The organism is Paenibacillus sp. J22R67, from assembly GCF_059692175.1.
In genome coordinates this window covers 210,938-230,898 of the sequence record NZ_JCAUAX010000011.1, presented here as the reverse complement: position 1 = coordinate 230,898, position 19,961 = coordinate 210,938, and the positions used below count along the sequence as shown (strand labels likewise).

Sequence of the window (19,961 nt, the reverse complement as noted above, 5' to 3'; positions counted from 1 at the left end):
GGTTTCGGGGGTGCGGGAGCACTTCCCGCGATCGTTAAGCTTGTTTTTCAGCGTTACAGCGGGAGTTTCCCGCGTTGAGCATACGTTAGCGATGGAAAACATCGTTACAGCGGGGGTTCGGGGGCGCGGGGGCACTTCCCGCGATCGTTAAGCTTGTTTTTCAGCGTTACAGCGGGAGTTTCCCGCGTTGAGCATACGTTAGCGATGGAAAACATCGTTACAGCGGGGTTTCGGGGGCGTGGGGGCACTTCCCGCGATTGTTAAGCTTGTTTTTCAGCGTTACAGCGGGAGTTTCCCGCGTTGGGCATGCGTTAGCGATGGAAAACATCGTTACAGCGATGGTGCATAGGAAATGCAGGGAGGGCAGTAGGCCTGGAGGCTTGGGGTTGGGGTCGGGGTCGGGGTCGGGGTCGGGGTCGGGGTCGGGGTCGGGGTCGGGGTTGGCTCTTGGCTCTTGGCTCTTGGCTCTTGGCTCTTGGCTCTTGGCGGTTAGCGCTTGACGGTTGCCGCTTGCCGCTTGGCCGGTTGCCAGTTGGTAAAATAAAAAAGCCCGCAAGAGTCACCCCTGCGGACATCATGTCTATCGCTTCTTGCCCAAATTGAGCTCTTTCATAATTTGCCGGCCTGTCGGCGTCTGAGCCAAGCCGCCTTTGGCGGTCTCCCGATGCTTTTCGGGCATCGCAGTGCCCACCTCGTACATCACCTGCACGACTTCGTCGGACGGGATGACGGAACGGACACCCGCCAGCGCCATGTCGGCTGCTGCCATCGCATTCACAGCGCCGAAGCCGTTGCGGACGATGCAAGGAATTTCGACCAGTCCGCCGACCGGGTCGCAAATGAGCCCTAGCGTGTTCTTCAGCGCTAGTCCCACCGCATGCATCGCCTGCTCCGGCGTACCGCCGCGAAGCTCAACTAGCGCTCCCGCGGCCATCCCGATAGCGGAGCCCACTTCAGCCTGGCAGCCGCCTTCCGCTCCAGAAACAAAAGAATTATTCGCGATTACATACCCAATCGCGCCCGCACTAAGCAGTCCCCGCACCATGTGATCATCATCCCAGCCGAACCGCTGCTGGCTGCTGATGAATACACCGGGGATAATCCCGCAAGAGCCAGCCGTTGGCGTAGCAATAATGCGCCCCATGGAGGCATTAACTTCGGACACGGCTAATGCGTACGCCATTGCCTTGCAAGCTTCCTCACCAAGGGAAGCTTCTGTCGTTGTCATGTAACTGGCAACACGTTGAGCGTCCTTGCCTGTTAATCCGCTGCGGGAGGTAGTGTCCTCCGTCAGCCCCTTTGCCACGGCTTCTTTCATGATCTGATAGTAAGCCCGCATTTTTTCAAATACGTATTCCGTTGACTTGCCTGATTCTTGGCTTTGATCGGCCAGCATGACTTCCGCAATCGTCATTCCTTCTGCGGCGCATACCTCCGTTAGTTGTTTTAAGGTCCGGAATCTCATGTTATTCGCCTCTTTCTGCGAGATCCACTCTTTTTATATCAAATATCATGCTTAAGGAGTTCATCTCTTCAATCAAGGCATCCGGTACTGAGACGTCCGTTTCAATGACGGTCATCGCCTCGCGGCCCCTGCCCTTCCGATCCAAATCCATGAACCCGATATTTATTTGATTTCGTCCAAGCAAAGTGGTAATGTCTGCGATCATCCCTGGGCGATCGTGATGAGAAATAATTAACGTAGGGTATACCGCCGTAAACTTCACATCGAACTGATTCACATTCACAATTTCGACGTTGCCGCCTCCAATGGATGCACCGATCATACTCACTTCTTTCGTCCCAGAGGAAATCGTAAATTTGACTGTATTGGGATGATCGGCCTTATCCTTACTCGTAAGGAAGGCAATCTCCACCCCCTGAGCCTCCGCTACTTCGGCTGCATCTGGAATTCGCGGATCGTCCGTTTCAAAATCGAGCAAGCCACCTATAAGCGCTAAGTCGGTGCCATGCCCCCGGTATGTATCCGCAAAGGAGCCATACAATGTGATTTCGGCTTTTGTTGGCTGCTCTCCGAGCAGTTGTCTGACAACGCGTCCTAAACGGACGGCTCCCGCCGTATGGGAGCTGGATGGACCTATCATGGAAGGTCCGATGATGGAAAACACATCTTTAAAGCGCATCATGCAGTTCTCCAATCCTATGAGGTTAAAGCTTTATACTTCTATTGTATGAAGCGCTTTTGCGAATGACAAGGTCTAATATCTTGTCCTTATTTTCCCAACTATGCACCAGTCTCATTCGGCTGCGGGTGCGATTGCAGCAAATTTAATTGCGTAGCTACTGTGACCGCTTTCACCCTGTTATTGACCTGTAATTTAGCAAATAAATTGCGCATATGCACTTTGACGGTTCCCGCTGACATGACCAAACGTTCGGCTATCTCTTTGTTCGATAATCCCGCTGCCATCCACTGCAGGACCTCAATTTCGCGCTCGGTTAAAGGCTGCATAGATGCCGTAAGTGCGCCTCCGAATTTAGGTTCCTGGGTGTTTGGCTGGCTGCCGTAATAACCGATCAGCCTTTGAACATAGTTGATTTGTGAAGCGAGCATGTGTAGAACACCTAACCGCTCAATTGCGAACACGCCGGATGCAAAATTATTTTCCAAATAAAGCACACCCTGCAGTTCACCTTGCACAATGATTGGCAGTCCCAAAACCGACTTCGGTTGGTGCTGGGTCACATAAGGATCTTGCATGAAAAGCCCTTCCCGCTGCGCATCATCCAAAATGACATACTGCCGCTTAATGGCCACATAGCTGACCAGGTTTTGGCAAATATTCTCATATTGGCTTAGCTGAATACTCGCACTTAAACGCTCTTTGCCGCTGTCTGTGTCCACAACCTGTTCCACGTACAGCTCTGCCGCACGTACAACAATGAAGCATCCTCGCTGCGCGCCTGCAGCTTCCATCGTAATACGCAATAATTGATTGAGAAGTTGGTAGGAATCGGTTTCTTCGGAAAATGCTTGGGAAGCCCGCATAACAGCAGCCAGTTCCAACACTTGAGCATATCCATTGCTAGACTCGCTATGCTCAACTTCGCCTCGTGTCGCCAAACGGACAGGCTGTTCCGAAGCCTCATCACAACTGGAAATATATACCAATAATGACCCGTCTTGCTCCCCAATCGCAAATCGCTCGCAGTCTCCGCTTGATTCCCACATGTGAAGACAAGTCTCTAGATCCATTCTTAATCCATATGCGCTCTGATATCTGCGTTCAATCGTTTTCTCCAGCAGCTTCTGTATGATTTCATCAATAATAGCGGGAACTTGCTGGTTGTACGACGTGAGCGGGTGCGGCTTTTTAGCTAAATGCGCGTGTGCCCATTCGAGTGGGTCCCTTGCCTGGAACGGCAGCTGCCCTGCCAGCATCTCATACAAGGTGACGCCCAAGGAATAGAGGTCGGTGCTCCCATCCACAACACGGTTCAATTGTCCTGTACGTTCCGGCGCCATATAAGGCGGGGAGCCTTCAATGAGTGGCATATTTCTCGCCTGTCTGCCTCCATCCATCGATAAAACGGCGTGTCCCATTCCCGTTATGCTGACTCGCAGGGAGGATGGCACGACGACAATGGTGTCCGGCCGAATGTTCATATGGACGATATGCTGCTTGTGCAGCTGCTCAAGCACCTTGGCGATTTGAATCGCGAGCTTTAAAAAGACTGGAATGGGCAGAGGCGCAGAGTTGGCAAAATGACGAAGTGTCAGCCCGTGTACCCATTCGCTAGCTAATACAAGACCGTTTCCTTGCCGCAATAAGGCAATAGGTTTAATAATGCCTGGGATATGTAAACTCCCGGCTATTTCATATTCATTAATAACTTTCGCATTTTCAATAATGGCTCTATGGCCTTCTTTGACTATTTTTAAAAGCACCTCGCAAGCCTGTTCCTCCGAGAATGCATGGCAAACGATAATCGTTGGGTCTTCAAATATCACTTGCTGAATTTGATAGCCCGGCACTGTAATCATGAAGTCTGCTCCTTTTAATGCTAAGGTCAATTCCTTCATAATAGTATCATATTCAATGACAAATAACCTTTACATATCAAAAAGAACCGACCGGGAAGCGGAAGCTCTCCCAGTCGATCCTTCCTCTATTTCAAATCTATCATTCTACTAATCATAGCTGCCGCTTCCTCACGCGAAATTTCCACGTTCGGGCGCAGGGTTCCATCCGGATAGCCGCTTATGACTCCTTGCTGGGTTAGATCAGCTGCATACTCGCTTGCCCATGCTGGGATTTGATTTTCATCAAGGAAAGAACCTTTCGAGCTCGCAGTTTGCGGCTCCCCCGTACGCAATATGCGGCCGATCATAGCAATCGCTTCAGCTCTTGTAATTGGTGCTGCAGGATGAAGGTACAGCTCACTCCCCCTGGAAGCACCTCGCAACCATTGATTCGCCAGAGCCGTACGGAGGTAAGGCTCCGCCCATGCGGCGACATCATCGCGATCCACGAATTCATCCGGCAGCGCCATGGAAGACATATCTGAGCCTAAAGCGCCAACAACGATCTTGGCAAATTCTTGCCGTGTAATCGATCGCAGTGGATCAAAAATGAGATCTTCCCCCTGATTTACGCCGTTCACTGCGCCAATGGAAGCAAGGCGATAAACCACATCACGGGACCAACGATTGTTCATATCTTTGAAGTCCATCATATCCGCATTGTACAAGAGCGCATATTTGCTGAAATGAGGCAGCTTAGCTGTAATCGTGCCTGCAACTGGCTGAATTGCGCCACCGATATATTCCCACTTCTTCGTTCGCTCATTGTACCAGTAAATACCTGCTTTACTTGGGTCCTGAACCTCATCTTGCGAATAGCGGATCGTAAGCTCCGCTGGCTCCTTCAGCTTCACTGGCTTATCCATTTTAAATTCATAAATATCTCCGATGACTTTCAAGCCATTTGTTTCGAACACTTTCGGATTTCGCACAGCGCCAATGCCAAGTCCTACATTCTCCTTCAACGGCTGAGCTGCAATACGAAGAGCCGCCCGATCGCGAATTTTCACAATCGCCACTTGGTTTGGGATAAGCTTGACGGAGGTGACGAATTCCACATTTTGCTCTTGCTCAATAAGCCTTTTCAAAATGTTCTGGAGCGTCTCTTCTACCCCTTTATCCACCTGTACCTGATCATTCCCGTCGCTTGTCGAGCTGTCTCCGCCCGGATTTTGTGGCGCAGGCGGAATATACCAGTCATCATAGTTCGGCTTTGACGGCTCAGGGCCATTTCCTGTCTTACCGACTTTTACGATCAACGTATCCTCAAATGCGAACTCTGTCGTTACCGCATAGGAAGCTTTGAGCACAAGCTCACCTTCTTGATCCGCACCGACCTGCCCCTGCTCCGAAACAGATCCATTCGTCTCGCCAAGGATTACACTCCAACCCACCTGACTAGCATCAAGGACTGTAGAGACGCCGTTGTTATCCGTAGCTACCAGCTCTAAAGCTGCCTGACTGCCAGCCGTAAGGCTCAATTCCTCGCCATCAGCTGACAGGCTGCCTGGAGCAGGATCAACAGGCCGCAGCTCCACTTTCTTGAACCCGTCTACAGCGGGATTCATAACCTCGGAGCTTGCCGTCGTCTCGTTTCCGGCATCGTCCACAGCGGTAACGACAATGTTCTTGGACAGACGCCCTTCCATTGGCAGGGCATGTTCAAAGGCTCCGTCCGACTCGACAGAAACCGTTTGCCCATTGATGCGGACGGTGCTTCCCGGCTCTGCAACTCCTTTGACGAGCACCGTTTTATCCGTAGAGATAGCGCCTAGACGTTCTATTTTGAGATCCGGTGACGTTATATCGGAGAACACTCTAGTGCCTGTTCGTGTTTGATCGCCATTCGCGTTAGTGGACAGAAGTTCAATCAAATTCGCCCCTTCGTCTAGCGCGAGTGTTTTCTTCCAATCGCTTCCAGAGAAGGTGCCTGCGCTTTTGTTATTCACAAGAACTTCTGTCGAAACAGATTGATCTGCATGCAGTTGTAATTGGAAAGAAGATTCATTCACCACATATGTCTTCTGATTGCTCATCTCAGTATCCGCGTAGGCATTGGTAATTGGCTCATCGTTCATCTTCAAATGTGTCAACTGAACACTCGCCGGGTTCGGCACCGGAATGTACGCTGATGCAGAGAGCACAGGCTCGCTGTAAATCTTACCTCCGTCGACGTTCTTAAACGCGCCGATAGACACTTTGTAAGATGAGCCTGGAACTAGACCAACCGTTGCGCCTGTGTCGTCCTTAATCAAACCGCCAAGGATCGTTTCCTTCTTGTCACCTGCTACATCCACAGTCCCAATGCCCGCTACCGGTTTATCATCTGCATCCAGCAGTTGGATCGTATAACCGTCTACGGCCTCTGACATTTTCCAGGATACGCCGAGCAAACCGCTGCCAACTGGCGCTGCTTTGACTTCTTGCGGCTGCACAGGCTGATGAGGATTTACAAAAGTAATTGCCCCACTGCTATATTTACTATCCAAATTCGTATCACCGTTAGATAAGATGGCTTTAACATAATAGGACCCGCTTGCCATCGTCTCAGGCAGTGTAATCTCCGTTGTCCCATCTTGAACGGAAATATCTTTGGCTACTAGACGGCCAGGATCATTGACGTTATTCGAGCTCAGGAAGAGCGCCACTTTCTCATTCGTCGCATGATCTCCTTGCCAGTTCACTTTCACTTTGTTCGGACTTGCCGAATCGACCGATGCCGTTACATCCGTTAACGTAGCAGGCATCGATACGTCCATTAAAGACCATTCTAGCACTTGATCGGACTTCACTTTCCAATTCCCGCTCATGCTGCTCACAAGCGACTTCTGGATGGACACGTACACTCGCTTCTCTAGCGTTCCAGACACCGAGTCTTCCGGAGAAATTTCCTGAACCAGATAATTCTCGTCTTGAACAAGCGGGTAATCATTGCCGCTAGGATCTGTAACTTGCAGGTGCGGGATCGTGTCACCCGTATATTTCAGCTCAAATAGTGCTGCTTCTTGATCAGCTGTGACTGGGATTTCATAATCATTGGAGCTGGATAACGTGCGGACAAGATCATCCGCTTTCTTATCTGCTGCAGCTGATTTGGAGCTCGCGACTCGCTTGATGTTCGTTCCGAAGGTCATCGTAGAGACGTTGCCGGAGTCATCGATGTAATCCTTCTCTGCCAGCCCTTCCGCTTCAGGCAGCATATCGGCCGTCAAGCGCGCTGAAGCTAGTGTTGGCCTGCGACTGCCCCATACATACTGGTATCCGAATGGAATACCGATAATTCGAACTTTGCCCCAAACCTTCTCAGAGCTGATCTCACCAGAAGCCTGTGCAATTTCTTTACCGCCGACAATCGGCACGGCTCGCGGTATGCGAACTGTGAGAGAGCCTCCTCCCGCCATATACACAGGACCTAACAAACCATGTTTGGATGAATCATATTCAAAAACAACATAAACCTCACCAATAATTGCATCAAAAACTTCAAGCCTAGCGCCAGCCTTCAAAGCCACGCCATAGCTCGTTAAAGAATCTTTAAAGTTGATGCTGCCATAAACTTCCTTGAGGATAGGGAATTTCAAGATTTCAAATTCGCCGGAAAACTCTAGGCCTTGCATCGATAAACCAAGTGTAACATTATCGGCGGTAACGACTTTAGCGACACTCAGTCCGCCAATCATAACAACTTTCAGCGGAGGCAAAATATTAAAATTACCCGTCACTGTATCATACAGATTGCGGAAACCGCCGCCGCCTTTGGTGATAAATGCCACTGGAGCGACAGGAATTAACGGAATGCCTGGCTCCCCGCCGACAACGAAGACGAAGTTGTCCGGAATCGGCACGCCGCTTTCCGTAAAGCGCAGCGTCAGGAGGCCGTCCAGCTCAACGACCTGAAACTGGACATGCCCTTCGATTTCGAACTTACGATCGAACGTGTCCAGCAGGACCCTTCCGCTTGCACCGAAATCAAGCCCTGGCACCATGCCCTTAGGCAAACCTGCCTCGCCCTCTGCGCGAAGTCCCATGAAACCGAAGGTATTCGCCCTTCCGAACATGTTCGTTTCTTTCCTCATCCCGAACTTGGCTTCATCCAGCGTTATGCCCAGCTGAAGCATGTCGTCGGTCTGGTCTTTCTCAGCGCCGTCTCCTTGCTGACCACCGTTATTTGGCGGCGGAGGTGGTGGTGGATTCTGACCATTTTGCCCCGTATCATCTTCTTCGTCCTCCGCTTTCTGACCCGGATTAAAAATCATCGAAACAGAACCGCCGAAGGATACACTTTCGTCCCCGATAACCGCATTCTTAATCTCAACTTGGAAGAATGACATATGCTGGATGACGGATAATCCTTTCAGGACTTCCCAGTTTATTTCAATCGGCTTCTCCCCGTCATCTTCATTAGCATCTAGGGAATAATGACTGCCGTTCACCAGCTCGATACGAAATGGACCGAAAGAGAAAGGAAAACCGGGAATCGAGAGCACGCCATTTCCTTTTAACTCGATATAATCGCCCTCATGGTTTAAGTCTTGCACATTTTTTTGGATAACCATTTTTTGCGAAGCTTGTCCAAAAATCGCGCTTAATTCCTTCGATGTATCATGACGAATGACCGAATTGATCGTCGCTCCCGCTCCAATTTCAAAATAAGAGTTACCTGTATCGAGCGAGCGGATCGGCCCACGGAACTCTAGCAGCGCTTCTTTCGAGGCGCTCGCATACTGATGTTTCAACTCAGCGAGCTTCGTCTCATTTTCAACCGGAACAAGGGTGTAGGTCTCATTCCCTTCTTGCTCCATATTTTCGCCAACAACGAGCAAAATGCCATAATCTCTACTTTGATAGCTTTTATCTAATGTCAATTCAATCTTTTTCTCAAACGTCCCGACAACGCCGGCATTGACACGAACGAGATATGTACCAGGCTCATCCTTCAGAGACGGCCATAGGGCATCATCCAAACGCACCGTGATTTGCTTATCATCGACGACAACGACATCTGCACTCGGAACAGCCACTGCAGCCCCATCGCGCGCTCTGATCATTTGCACTTGCCAGTCCGATGAGCCTTTCAGGACCTCGAACCCTTTGCCTTGCAAGGCGATGGACGGGTTCTGATCCTTCATATACAGCTTTTTGGGTAGTGCTTCAAGGAGCTGCACCTCAGGTATTTTGCCTGATAAACCAGGCAGAACGACGTAGGAGGCTTGAATGTTTTCTTCGCCTCCGGCTGCTTGGACAATCACTTGAAATTGGGCTGCCTTAACCGTTTTTTGCGGTTTAGCCTTCACTTTCCACGTGACCGTCTTCACTTCTCCGACCTGCATAGTGCCCACCGCTTTCGTCGCTCGCTCGCCATCGACGAGTTCAAGCTCCGCAGGTAAGCCCAAGACAGCTTGGACACTTTGCTGCGCTGTGGATCGATCAATGGAATTATCGATATCCACGCGAATTTCAAACGGCGATTCCTTATACCCCGTCCCGTTTTCATTGATCTTCAGCTGCTTCGGCGCACCGATTTGCAGGCCGTAAGCCGCTTCTTTTTCAGAGGTGAAGAAGCTTCCCAGTCCATAATACGTTTCATATACAGCTTCCGATCCTGGAGCAAGATTGGAAGGGTCCCAGTACATCGCGACTGCGCTGTCTGCTGAACCATAACTATTTTGCGTAGAGGTAAAATCCAGCTGAGGATTCACCGTATAATCCCATTTGGTCTCGGAAATGCCATTCCAATGGGCGATAATCATTCGATTCGGAACGGTATTTCCCCACCCCTGCAAGAAACCGTAGGACATGACCTTAGGGTTTAGCGGGTTATCCGTTGCTCTCCAGTAGTACGGAAGCGAACCTTCAATTTTCGTTTCATTGCGGATATATGTCGTGCCGCCAGATAAAGATATCGGGGAAGCATCTTGCGGCCCCAGCATCGTATCAAGCAGGATCCGTGAGCCCACATTTTGATTTTGTTTGGTTGTATTTTTCACTTTATAGGAAATTTTGATGTTTCCTGCATTCGGGTTCGTTTGATCATCCACCAGCGTTAACGTCTGAATGATTTCCAAGCCCTCGACGTTCCAGACAGATTGGTTGGAGAAGCCTTTATTTTCAGGCGAATAGGTGAAATACCCATTGGACCCCAAAAATCCGTAGCCATTCCCATAAATAAAATCTTTGCCATTAATGCGAAATGTCGTAAATGATGTCTCCGGGAGCTTGTCCCGGAAAAGGAGCGGCTTATGATCATCACTTGTTTTGAGCGGAGATCCTATCTTCGTCATGACACTGAATCTGCCGGTTTGCTTATTGACGCTGACATCCAAGAAATCATTGGCAACCGTGAGCGGCTGGGTCTCCGCGTCGATAGCCAAAGCGAGCTCGCCGCCATAAGGCAGGCAAAGCACGAGTATCATCAACATAAGTACTATTTTTTTCCAAAATGTAGTCCCTAACGTCTTCTTCATAACTCACTCTCCTCTAAAAAGAAGGAAAAGCATCAACTCACCTAGTCCAGTTGATGCTTACCTCGTTTATTCTGAAGCCTTCGCCGGTAAAATGTACACATGAACGAGCTTCGTATGACGTTCCTGATCTTGTAGGTAGAAGGTATATAGTCCATATTCCTTAACAGGTAAATTACCGCTTACTAATTCTTGTTGAAGCGTTTTGAAATCCCCTTTGTTCTTGAATCCGCGTGCCCATTTGACGACGCTGTCGCCTTGCTCGCCGAATACTTTGAGCTGGATCGCTTCACCATAGACGATCGCTTCCGTTTCTTGCAGCTGCTTGGAATTAACGAACACCGTAAATTCCGCCCGCGCTATGACAACCGCTCTGCGCACCACAACCGCTTGATTGCCGGCACGGTCTGTCACCTTGTAGGTGACTTCATACTCGCCAGGATTTTGCGCTTGGATCGTGTGAGTAACCGTCAGCTTATCTGTCAGATTGCCGTCCAGGTTATCCGTGACTTCAACATCAGCCGCAGGGTTAATGGCCGATTCTCCGACCGCGTACAGCAGCTGCTCACCACTGAGAAACTTCAGCTTAGGCGCTACTCGATCAATGTTGCTAACATCGATGCGCAGCGTGTATTTGTTATTCAGCGCATCAGCCGCTTCAATCCAGCGGGTGCCGTTCTCTGTGAAGGTTACGACATTACCGGCAAACCCAGAATAGGTAAGCGGACGATCCGCCGTTAAAGTGACATTTACATTGTTTCGCGTAGGCAAGGTTTCACTGAACGTATAGGTTACTTTTGCAGTAGCCTTCGTGATATTGGTTACTGTCGCCACCGCTTCAGCCATATTGCCGGCTAAATCTTGAACGAGGAAGGTGAACGTGCCGTTCTCCTTGAATACAGCCTGCTTCGCCCGGTTGTTATTCAGCACTTGAATCGCTTCTCCGCTATTAACCGTCACAATAACGTCGTCCTTAGTCGGTGCTGTCGTGCTGTACGTGAGCGTTAGACTAGGCGGCGTGCGGTCAATATTGTAGACATTTGCTGTGACGGTTGTCTCATTGCCTGCACGATCGGCAATCCGGAATCCATAGGTGCCATTCGCCGTAAAATCACGGGACGCGCTGCCGTTATTATTGAAAACGGTAATCGGTTCATCCGCATCCACAGTAGCGCGTACATCCGCATTCGTCTTCATGGACATCGCGGTTGAATATTGAATCGTAGCGCTCGGCGCTGTTTTATCGATCCGATCTGCGCTTGCTTGCATCTCGCGCTGATTGCCTGCCGCATCCTGATACACGAAGGTAAACGTGCCGTTTTGCGTAAAAACATGTGCCGTTTGTCCTGCGTTATTAACGACCGTTGGCGCTTGACCGGAATTATCCTGAGCAACCAGTGTGGCGGTCACATCGCGATTCGTCCATCCGGTTTCGCTATACTGGATCGTCGCTGTCGGCGGCGTACGGTCGATTACGGCCACCTGTGCCGTCACTTCGCCTTCATTGCCGGCCTCGTCGCGGTAGTAGAATACGAAGCTTCCGTTTTCTTTAAACACATACTTTGAGCTGCCTTCATTGTTCACAATCGTTACTGGACCATCTTCACCCGTGAAAGCTAAGGTGACCGTAACATCATCTTTTGTCCAAGCATTCGCACTATAGGTTAAGACTGGCACTGGCGCTGTTTTATCGATAAAGTTCACGACTGCCGTCATCTGCGAGACATTTCCGGCTTCATCTTCAAAAACAAACGTATGCGTGCCGTTTTCTGTGAAGGTGTACGTATTGTCGCCAACAATTGATACGGCACCTTGATTGTTATCGTAAGTTATCAAAGTAACCGTGACATCTTCGTTCGTCCTGCTTTGCGTACTGTAGACCAGTACGCCGGTCGGAGGAGTCAGATCGATATGGTCAACGACAACTTCCTCCTCACTAGTTAACGAAGTCACTCGATCCAGTATTGAATACTTGAGTGATCCATTGGATACAAAGTCATAGACCACTCTCTGCACGGTCTGCGAGACAGGTATCGCATCGTCCGGTACCACTATTTGTCCTAACGACAGCGCAGCATTATTGGACGCATCTACCGTTACACGGACAGGGCCGTTCGTCCATCCACTTGGCGATAGAGTCACCGCTGCATAAGGCAAACTTCGATCAATGCCTTGCACGGTCGCCATCGCTTTTCCGATGTTGCCTGCGTCGTCTATAAACTCAAACTCGAATGTACCGTTATCCGTAAACAGATACTCTTTACTTCCGCTGCTTGGTTTCGTTACCCGAACTGATTCATTCGTCGATAACGTCGCCTTAACATCGCTAGCCGTGCGGCCTGGAGGACTGTAAGTGACCGTCCCTACCGGGCTGATGTTATCCAGCTGAAAGAGTGAATTCGTTCGGCGAATCGCCTCATTTCCCGCCTTATCCTTGACCTTCGCCCATAAATACCAGATACCGTTCGTCCCGCTCAGATCTGCCTGTCGATTAGCGGGAAGTTCCGTCCATTCGGTTGGTGCCGTATTTGCGTTCATGGACCATGAATACGCATAGGTTAATTCGTTAGCCCCCGATACATTATCTATGGCCGTAATGATGGAGCTTGCCGTTTTCTTTTTATCTGAAACGCCTTCGACACTGAACTGAATTAGCGGCTTCGTTTTATCGATCCACGTCACCGTTGCGACAGCCGTATTCTCGTTGCCTGCTTTGTCCCGGAAAACGAATGTGTACGTGCCGTTAGCTTGAAATTCATAGCTGAAACCGCTGAGGTTAACTACGTCGATATCGTTTGCAGCGGTTAGATTATCAGAGGCTGTCAAGGTCGCTATAACCGACTGATTCGTGGTTTGCCCGGTACTGTAGGCGATCTTCACGGCTGTTGGCTTCGTTACATCGTAGATGACCGTGTCCGAATAAGTAGGACTGATGTTGCCTGCCGCATCACGGTACTGCACAGCAATCGTTCGTGTGCCTTCTGTTTCCGGAATCGTGACTGTTTTGGAAGAAGTGAAAGCTTCCCAACTGCCCCAAGTGGAGCCGCCGTTCACCGATAGCCTCATATCAATCGGTCCGTGCAAATCAGCGGCTGAGAGCTCCACGTCTACCGATTTATTGTTTGTCTGCTGAGCCGGAATCTGTATGGTTCCAGTAGGTGCTTGGTCATCTAGCAGATAAGGACCGCCTCTGGCCAGCTGCCAGTTTCCGGCTTGGTCATATACTTTGGTATGAATGTAGTAAATGCCTGATTTATTAGCGATGGTAAACACGCCGCTCGGTGAGCTTCCCCAGCTTGCGTCATTGCCGTCTGTTGTTGCTTGATCCGTGACGAGATACTTGATGACATAATTCCCGAGCGATGTGGTGATGTTATCGGATAGACTCAGGCTTGTCGTTACCGATTTACTATAAGAAGCCGTGCTAGGATTGCTAAAAGCTACTGCAGGCTTCGTGTTATCCAGCACAAAGCCCTGTGTTGTGCTGGCATAACCCACATTTCCTGCGCTATCAGTAGTCTTGATGTGCAAATACTGTGTGTTATTTGCGCCAGCTGGCGTGGAAAGATTTACGCTCTGTGACGTTTTGTTGCCCCCTCCATCTGCAAACAAGGTCCACTGTGAAGCATTGGCGGATGGCACAGAGACACTGGTAGACCACATGTAGCTTGACTCGCCGAGGGTCCCTTTCGCTTCTTGCAAGGTCACTTTCACTTGGCGGCTTGCTGCCGGCGTGTTGCTTCCGAGCTCTGAGAAGGTGACAGCAGGCGGGGTCTTATCGATGATGAATGCCAATGTCTCCATGGTCTTTGTGTTGCCTAAGCTGTCCGTTGCGGTCGCCTTTAACTTATAGCTGCCCTCTACACTATTTGGCACATTGAGCGTTCCTGTGCTGGAAGCAGCCGTACCCGTTGAATAAGAGATGCCATCTTTGAACCACTCATAGCTCAGTTTGGCGATCGAAGCATTATCCTTAGACGTATAGGAAATCGCATGACTTGTTCTGGCAACTCCGGATAGAGGCGAAAGCGTTAGCTCAGGCGCGTCATTATCGTATAGAAAGCGTCCCGTGGATTTAACGGTCACATTCCCAGCACTATCTTCCGCTTTGGCATGCAGGTAATACGCACCTGAACCCAGCGGATCGAGCGCGGGAGCGCCACTTAACATACTCGTCACAATGTCAGCCGCGGGAGGCGACGTTGAGCTTTGCGTCCAAGCATAATACAGCGAGGTATTCCCATTGAAAGGCGTGTCTGTTGCCGTCACGGTCACAGCATGACTCTTTTTATACAAATCGTTATAATCCTGTCCAAACGAAATCGTCGGAGGCTCATGATCGTAGTTGAAAGGCCCCGCCGTGGATATTGTTTCATGGCCCACAATATCAACGGCACGAGCATGAAGGTAATACGTTCCGTTCCCATCGGGATCCGGAGCAGCCGATCCGCTCGTGATGCTCGTCTTGATGTCCGCCGCGGCTGGCGGTGCTGCGCTTTGCGTCCATTTGTAGTACGTCGTTACCTTACCCTCCGCGGGCAAGTCTGACGTCGTCATGGTTACGGCATGACTTTTTTTATAGCTTGGATTCGAGGTTTGGCTGAAGGTAATGATTGGTGCGTCATTGTCAATATAAACTTCATCTTTGAGTAAGCTTTTGAAATACGTCACGTTATCCATAGAAGTTCCATCGCTGAAATACGTCCTAAAACTTGAAAAAGAGTGCCAAAAGTTATCCAACTTACCGTTCGTATAACATAATTCCGGGCCTTGTTTGAGGACAATTCGACCGGAAGCGTCCGCAGCTCCAACTGTGTAAAAGAAATCGGGGAGATAGTCCTTGTAATATTCCGGTTGGGACTGAATTCGAAATACAGCCCCCGTCGTCTTGCTGCCTACGGACTCCGCAGTGACTATGCTGTCTCTGTGACAAAATACATAAGATGAGTTAGTTGCTTCAAAACCAATCCGCAACATAGCCATGTCTCCGGCTTTGACAAAATACCGATTCGTTTGCGGATCGATTGCGCTAAAGCCCAAAAACCGAACACTAATTGGCTGCATCATGGCAGCTGGTACTAAAGTCGCAGCCGCTTGAGCCTGATTAGCGAACGGAACAATTCCCGCAAAGCTGAGGATAAGCGCCAAAATCAATGAACTTATTTTTTTCATGGTACCTCCTATTTACTGATGACATGTTTCTATGAGAATGTATCGATTACGACAAAATACCACAATTTCACCTTTTAAAAATACCCGTAAATGCGACTAAAGCACCATACCCCAAATGGGGTATATTTCGATGAACACCAACATGGACAACATAAAAAGCCCCTACATACGCTCAAAGCGTACATAGAGGCTTTAGTTACTTATGTAAAAACTTAAACAACCAATGCTGCTGTTTCTAGGTTTCTGGAGTCTTGCTCCTGCCCATTAACCTTCCTGCCTTTGCCGAAAGGAATGCAAAGCGGAGTACCGAATAACGGATCCTGAATAATTTGGCAGTCCATATTAAATACGGTCCGGATCGTATCCTCGGTGATAATATCTTCCGGCGTCCCTTGGATGGCGATCTTCTTGTTGTGAATAGCCACGATATGATGAGCATAGCGACAAGCTAGATTAATATCATGCAAGACCATAACAATGCTGCGCTGTTGCTGGACATTCAATTCAAATAACAGGTCAAGCACTTCAACTTGGTGTGACATATCCAAATAAGTTGTCGGCTCATCGAGTAAAATCGTATCCGTTCCCTGTGCCAACGTCATGGCAATCCAAGCTCGTTGTCTCTGCCCGCCTGATAAGGAATCTACGGTACGATCCGCATATTGCTGCATATTCGTAGCCTTCAGCGCTTTCGTTACCATCTCTTCATCTTCTGCGGACCATTGCTGCAGCCAGCTCTGGTAAGGATATCTCCCTTGCTTGACAAGCTGGAGTACCGTTAATCCTTCCGGAGCAACCGGTCCTTGCGGCAGGATGGACAAACGTTTCGCAATTTCCTTCGTCGGAAGCTTGGCGATTGCCTGCCCATCGAGCAAGATGCTGCCATTAGTAGGCTTCAGCAATCTGGCCAATGAACGAAGTAACGTTGATTTACCGCAGCCATTGCTGCCGATAAACACGGTGATCTTCCCTTTGGGGATGGCAATATCCAAATCTTCATAGATACTGTTATCTCCATAAGTTAACGTTAAATGTTGGGCCTCGATGGCGTGCATCGGTCATCAATCCTTCCTTGGCTATATATTCAAACAATCGTTTTGTGTATATTCGTCTTGGTATTTGAGTTAAGTAGAGTCTAAACTTTATTTACTAAGTGTATAGTCGATGATAACCATTGTCAATGATTTTGAGAATCATTTTCAACAATATGCAATATGCAAGCACCAATTTCATCCATTCCGTGAATGGGAGGGGAGTCCTCTGTTCGTAGGATCTCGTTTGTCTGCATAAAAAAGGACTTCCCCAGGTCATTAATAACCCGCTGAGAAAGACCTACAACCGAATCCATCTGAAATTAACTTTGCTGCACGATGCGCCTTTTTCGCAAGATGTGTCAACCCGAAGAGAACTAGGGTCCACTATTTTCGGAAAATCATCCAAGTGAGCCAGGGCAGAGGAACTCCAGGGTCTTATCTGACCGACATCCTCCCATTTGAAGCTCAAAATGACAAATTAGCGGATCATAGTTCCCTTTCGTGTGTCAGAACACCGACTTCTAGCAAAATAAAGCCCTGCAGTTCCTTTAATCGGCTGCCGCCCGCTCCAAGTCACGCAAGCACGACTCATACAAACCGAACATCCCCAGATATCCCCCATTTGACGAAATGTGCATGTTGAACCCTCGTTTGTTCCGGGGCGCCCGGGTGATCAGCGAAATTTTTGATCCCCACGTATTGATCAGGGCTGGTTAAGTAGCGATCACCTTCATAATGATGGTGAGGACCATAGACATTAAACGTGCTCGGGTACAGCGCGACTGCCAGCTCGTATGAGCCTGCCTCAAGATCCTTCGGCAAATTCACGGTCCATTGTGGTCCCCAGCACCAGCCCAACTCCTCACCAGAGAGCCAAACCTGTGCCGCATCCCCTTGAACATCCGTAAGCTGTAAGCCGGTACATCCAGCTTGTTGATCCTCATGCAGCGTGAGGGTCTTCTTCGCTATGACTGGCGTCCCCATGTATGGAAATCCCGCGGAGATTAGGTTAGCTGCATCAATAACAGCCGGCATGGAGACTAAGTGGAACGGTCCGTCTGCCATCCATTGCCGCTCATCCTTCTCGCGCAGAGGCCGTTTACTCATAACTGCAAATCGTCCGCGTAGAAAAGCAATCGGACAGGTTTCTCCTCCAGAGATAGGCGTTACTTCAATAGACAGCAATTGGTCTAGTCCAACCCACTCAACGGGAATTAGAACTTCAACACCGCCATCTATAAAATGCAAAGGAAGTGCCTCCCCGTTTATTCGAACCTCCTTCACCGGATCGAGAAGAACGAAAGATAAGCCACCTATAGTTCCGGGCTGCTCAACCGATATCTGCGCTTCATGTTTGTCCTCTTGTACAGCTTGAAGCTCAACGTAGACTTGATTCGTAGTAGGAGGCAGAATGGACCAATCCGTTTGTTCGGCAGCCGATCCAGCTGCAACAGGGTGCTCTTCGTTCGATTCAACATGTATTTTCTCAGCGAGTATACGCTGCCAATTCTGCGTTTCGCACACGTTAACGCCTGCGGCACACAGCTTTTCCAACATGCCCGCATCCCTCCACCTGCACCCTTCGGCCACAAGTACACAATCATAATCACGTTTTCCGATACGCAGCAAACCGCTCTCGATCAGACCATCCTCCTCAATGACCCGCTCTTCGGTTAATTCGTAGTGCAGACCGGCTGCATAGCAAGCTTCTACAAGCGCTAGCAGTTTCTCATTGACCACCCCGGCGGAGGATGCCGGGATATTGGAGCCATCATGCTCATTCATTTGCATGCCTTCCTTAGGATCGAAAGCCGCCATAATGCCCCGAGTCGGCGTCACAATAAGAACATCCGGCTTCGCTTTCATATCCGGAAGATGAGTCGCCTGCGCCTTAATGGAAGTCAGCAGCGCCGGGAAAGCGTCCTTCCATGTCAAATGGCTTGGCATGGAAGGCGGCCAGTCCTGCACAGCTTTCGTATTCAGCTTCAGCTGGTTCAAGTGCAGCACGAAATGCTCGATACCGTGACTAGCCAGCCACAGGCAATATTTCGTGAAAGATTCGGGGCTTATGCCCCAGCCGCTCCCGCCCATAGCTTCCACGAGCGAACCGCTCCGACCTTGCTGCATAGCAACGGAATGCGCAATTCGCGGGTAGAAATTGTTGCCTGGATTGCGCTCCAGCGCATCGATCGCAGGTGTTTCTACACCTTTTAACACCTGAAACCCAGAGCCGCTGTAGGATAATTGAAAGAATGGACTTTCTTCCGCCTTTAAGTGGGCTGTGAATTTTTTACCGTATGTCTCGCACCATGCCGCAACAGGCTGATAGAAACCTTCAACGATAGCATCCGTCAGAAGCTCCCAGTATTGAACCCGAAAGTCTTCATGACCTTCGCCTTCTGTGAATAGTAGGGGCAACCGCGGCAGCAAGGCTTCGCCATACCGCTCTTCGTACTGCTGCACAAACCGGTCATCCCACGGGATAGCGCCAGTTTTGACCGTAATCCCATGACCATCGAGAAACGCCACCTCGTCCGAGAAAAAACCCGTAACATAATCGAATGCTTCAGGCGAAAGTCCTTGGCGGTACCCTTCGTAAGTAATGCCCAGGAACATCTGGGTCGTTACCGGATCTAAAGAGGACACGGCAGTTTTCGAGCCAAACTCGATTCTGCCCCCGTGATCTGGCGTCGGCACCCATTCCACCCACTTGCAGGTGGCATCTGGGAGTCTCCTTATAACTTCGCCGCTGGCTGTGCCGGAGGGCCAACCATTTTCATCATAAATCCAGAAAATCATCCCTGTCGCTTTGGCGTAGAGAATCAAGTCAGAAACAATCTCCAAATAATCATTGCTCATATAGACCGGAACGTTCGGATAGAATCGCGGGTGAAAGATCACGCCCTCTAAGCCTGCGAGGCGAAGCTCGTCGAGCTGTTTTTTGAGCGCATTCAGATTCAAAGCGTCATTAATGGACCACAAACTAAGAAATGACAACCGACTATTCATTCAAGTTCACACCTTTGCCCGCAGGTGGGGCCGTATTTTCTAGGATGGTCGTGCCTTGTACGGTCAAACGGGAAACTTCCCCGTTGCACAATGTGCAACGAATTGCCCTTCAATGGCGGCCTCAGCACGCCTATAGTGTATTTCATACACTCATTTCACTGAGAAACGAGTGTTTTGCCCTGAAACGCTCGAAAAGGTTGTACATTGTACAACCAAGACAAGCTTATCGCGTTATAACAG

General features: G+C 49.6%; 7 protein-coding genes. All 7 read right to left on the bottom strand.

Annotation, left to right across the window (positions count from 1 at the left end; all coding sequences use genetic code 11):
• Positions 1–580 precede the first annotated feature (580 nt).
• Positions 581–1,465: an L-serine ammonia-lyase, iron-sulfur-dependent, subunit alpha gene (gene sdaAA / locus AC58VC_RS31305; RefSeq protein WP_497374713.1), complete on the bottom strand. Its 885-nt coding sequence runs from the start codon at positions 1,463–1,465 to the stop codon at positions 581–583.
• A 1-nt stretch (position 1,466) separates the two neighbouring features.
• Positions 1,467–2,144: an L-serine ammonia-lyase, iron-sulfur-dependent subunit beta gene (sdaAB, locus tag AC58VC_RS31300; protein ID WP_497374711.1), complete on the bottom strand. Its 678-nt coding sequence runs from the start codon at positions 2,142–2,144 to the stop codon at positions 1,467–1,469.
• Between the two features lie 101 nt (positions 2,145–2,245).
• Positions 2,246–4,006: a protein kinase domain-containing protein gene (locus tag AC58VC_RS31295; protein WP_497374709.1), complete on the bottom strand. Its 1,761-nt coding sequence runs from the start codon at positions 4,004–4,006 to the stop codon at positions 2,246–2,248.
• 125 nt (positions 4,007–4,131) lie between these two features.
• Positions 4,132–10,509, bottom strand: a complete 6,378-nt coding sequence (locus AC58VC_RS31290; RefSeq protein ID WP_497374707.1) for an S-layer homology domain-containing protein — start codon at positions 10,507–10,509, stop codon at positions 4,132–4,134.
• A 66-nt stretch (positions 10,510–10,575) separates the two neighbouring features.
• Positions 10,576–15,678 carry an Ig-like domain repeat protein gene (locus AC58VC_RS31285; RefSeq protein WP_497374705.1) on the bottom strand — a complete coding sequence of 1,701 codons (5,103 nt, stop codon included), beginning with the start codon at positions 15,676–15,678 and terminating at the stop codon, positions 10,576–10,578.
• A gap of 212 nt (positions 15,679–15,890) precedes the next feature.
• Complete coding sequence (locus AC58VC_RS31280) at positions 15,891–16,733, bottom strand: ABC transporter ATP-binding protein (protein WP_497374703.1); 843 nt, start codon at positions 16,731–16,733, stop codon at positions 15,891–15,893.
• 567 nt (positions 16,734–17,300) lie between these two features.
• Positions 17,301–19,721 carry a hypothetical protein gene (locus AC58VC_RS31275; protein ID WP_497374701.1) on the bottom strand — a complete coding sequence of 807 codons (2,421 nt, stop codon included), beginning with the start codon at positions 19,719–19,721 and terminating at the stop codon, positions 17,301–17,303.
• Between the last annotated feature and the right edge of the window lie 240 nt (positions 19,722–19,961).

Bases quoted from the DNA above. Each gene is read 5' to 3' on its own strand.
- AC58VC_RS31295 (WP_497374709.1), bottom strand. From the start codon at position 4,006: ATGATTACAGTGCCGGGCTATCAAATTCAGCAAGTGATATTTGAAGAC.
- AC58VC_RS31285 (WP_497374705.1), bottom strand. From the start codon at position 15,678: ATGAAAAAAATAAGTTCATTGATTTTGGCGCTTATCCTCAGCTTTGCG.
- sdaAA (WP_497374713.1), bottom strand. From the start codon at position 1,465: ATGAGATTCCGGACCTTAAAACAACTAACGGAGGTATGCGCCGCAGAA.
- AC58VC_RS31280 (WP_497374703.1), bottom strand. From the start codon at position 16,733: ATGCACGCCATCGAGGCCCAACATTTAACGTTAACTTATGGAGATAAC.
- AC58VC_RS31290 (WP_497374707.1), bottom strand. From the start codon at position 10,509: ATGAAGAAGACGTTAGGGACTACATTTTGGAAAAAAATAGTACTTATG.
- sdaAB (WP_497374711.1), bottom strand. From the start codon at position 2,144: ATGCGCTTTAAAGATGTGTTTTCCATCATCGGACCTTCCATGATAGGT.
- AC58VC_RS31275 (WP_497374701.1), bottom strand. From the start codon at position 19,721: ATGAATAGTCGGTTGTCATTTCTTAGTTTGTGGTCCATTAATGACGCT.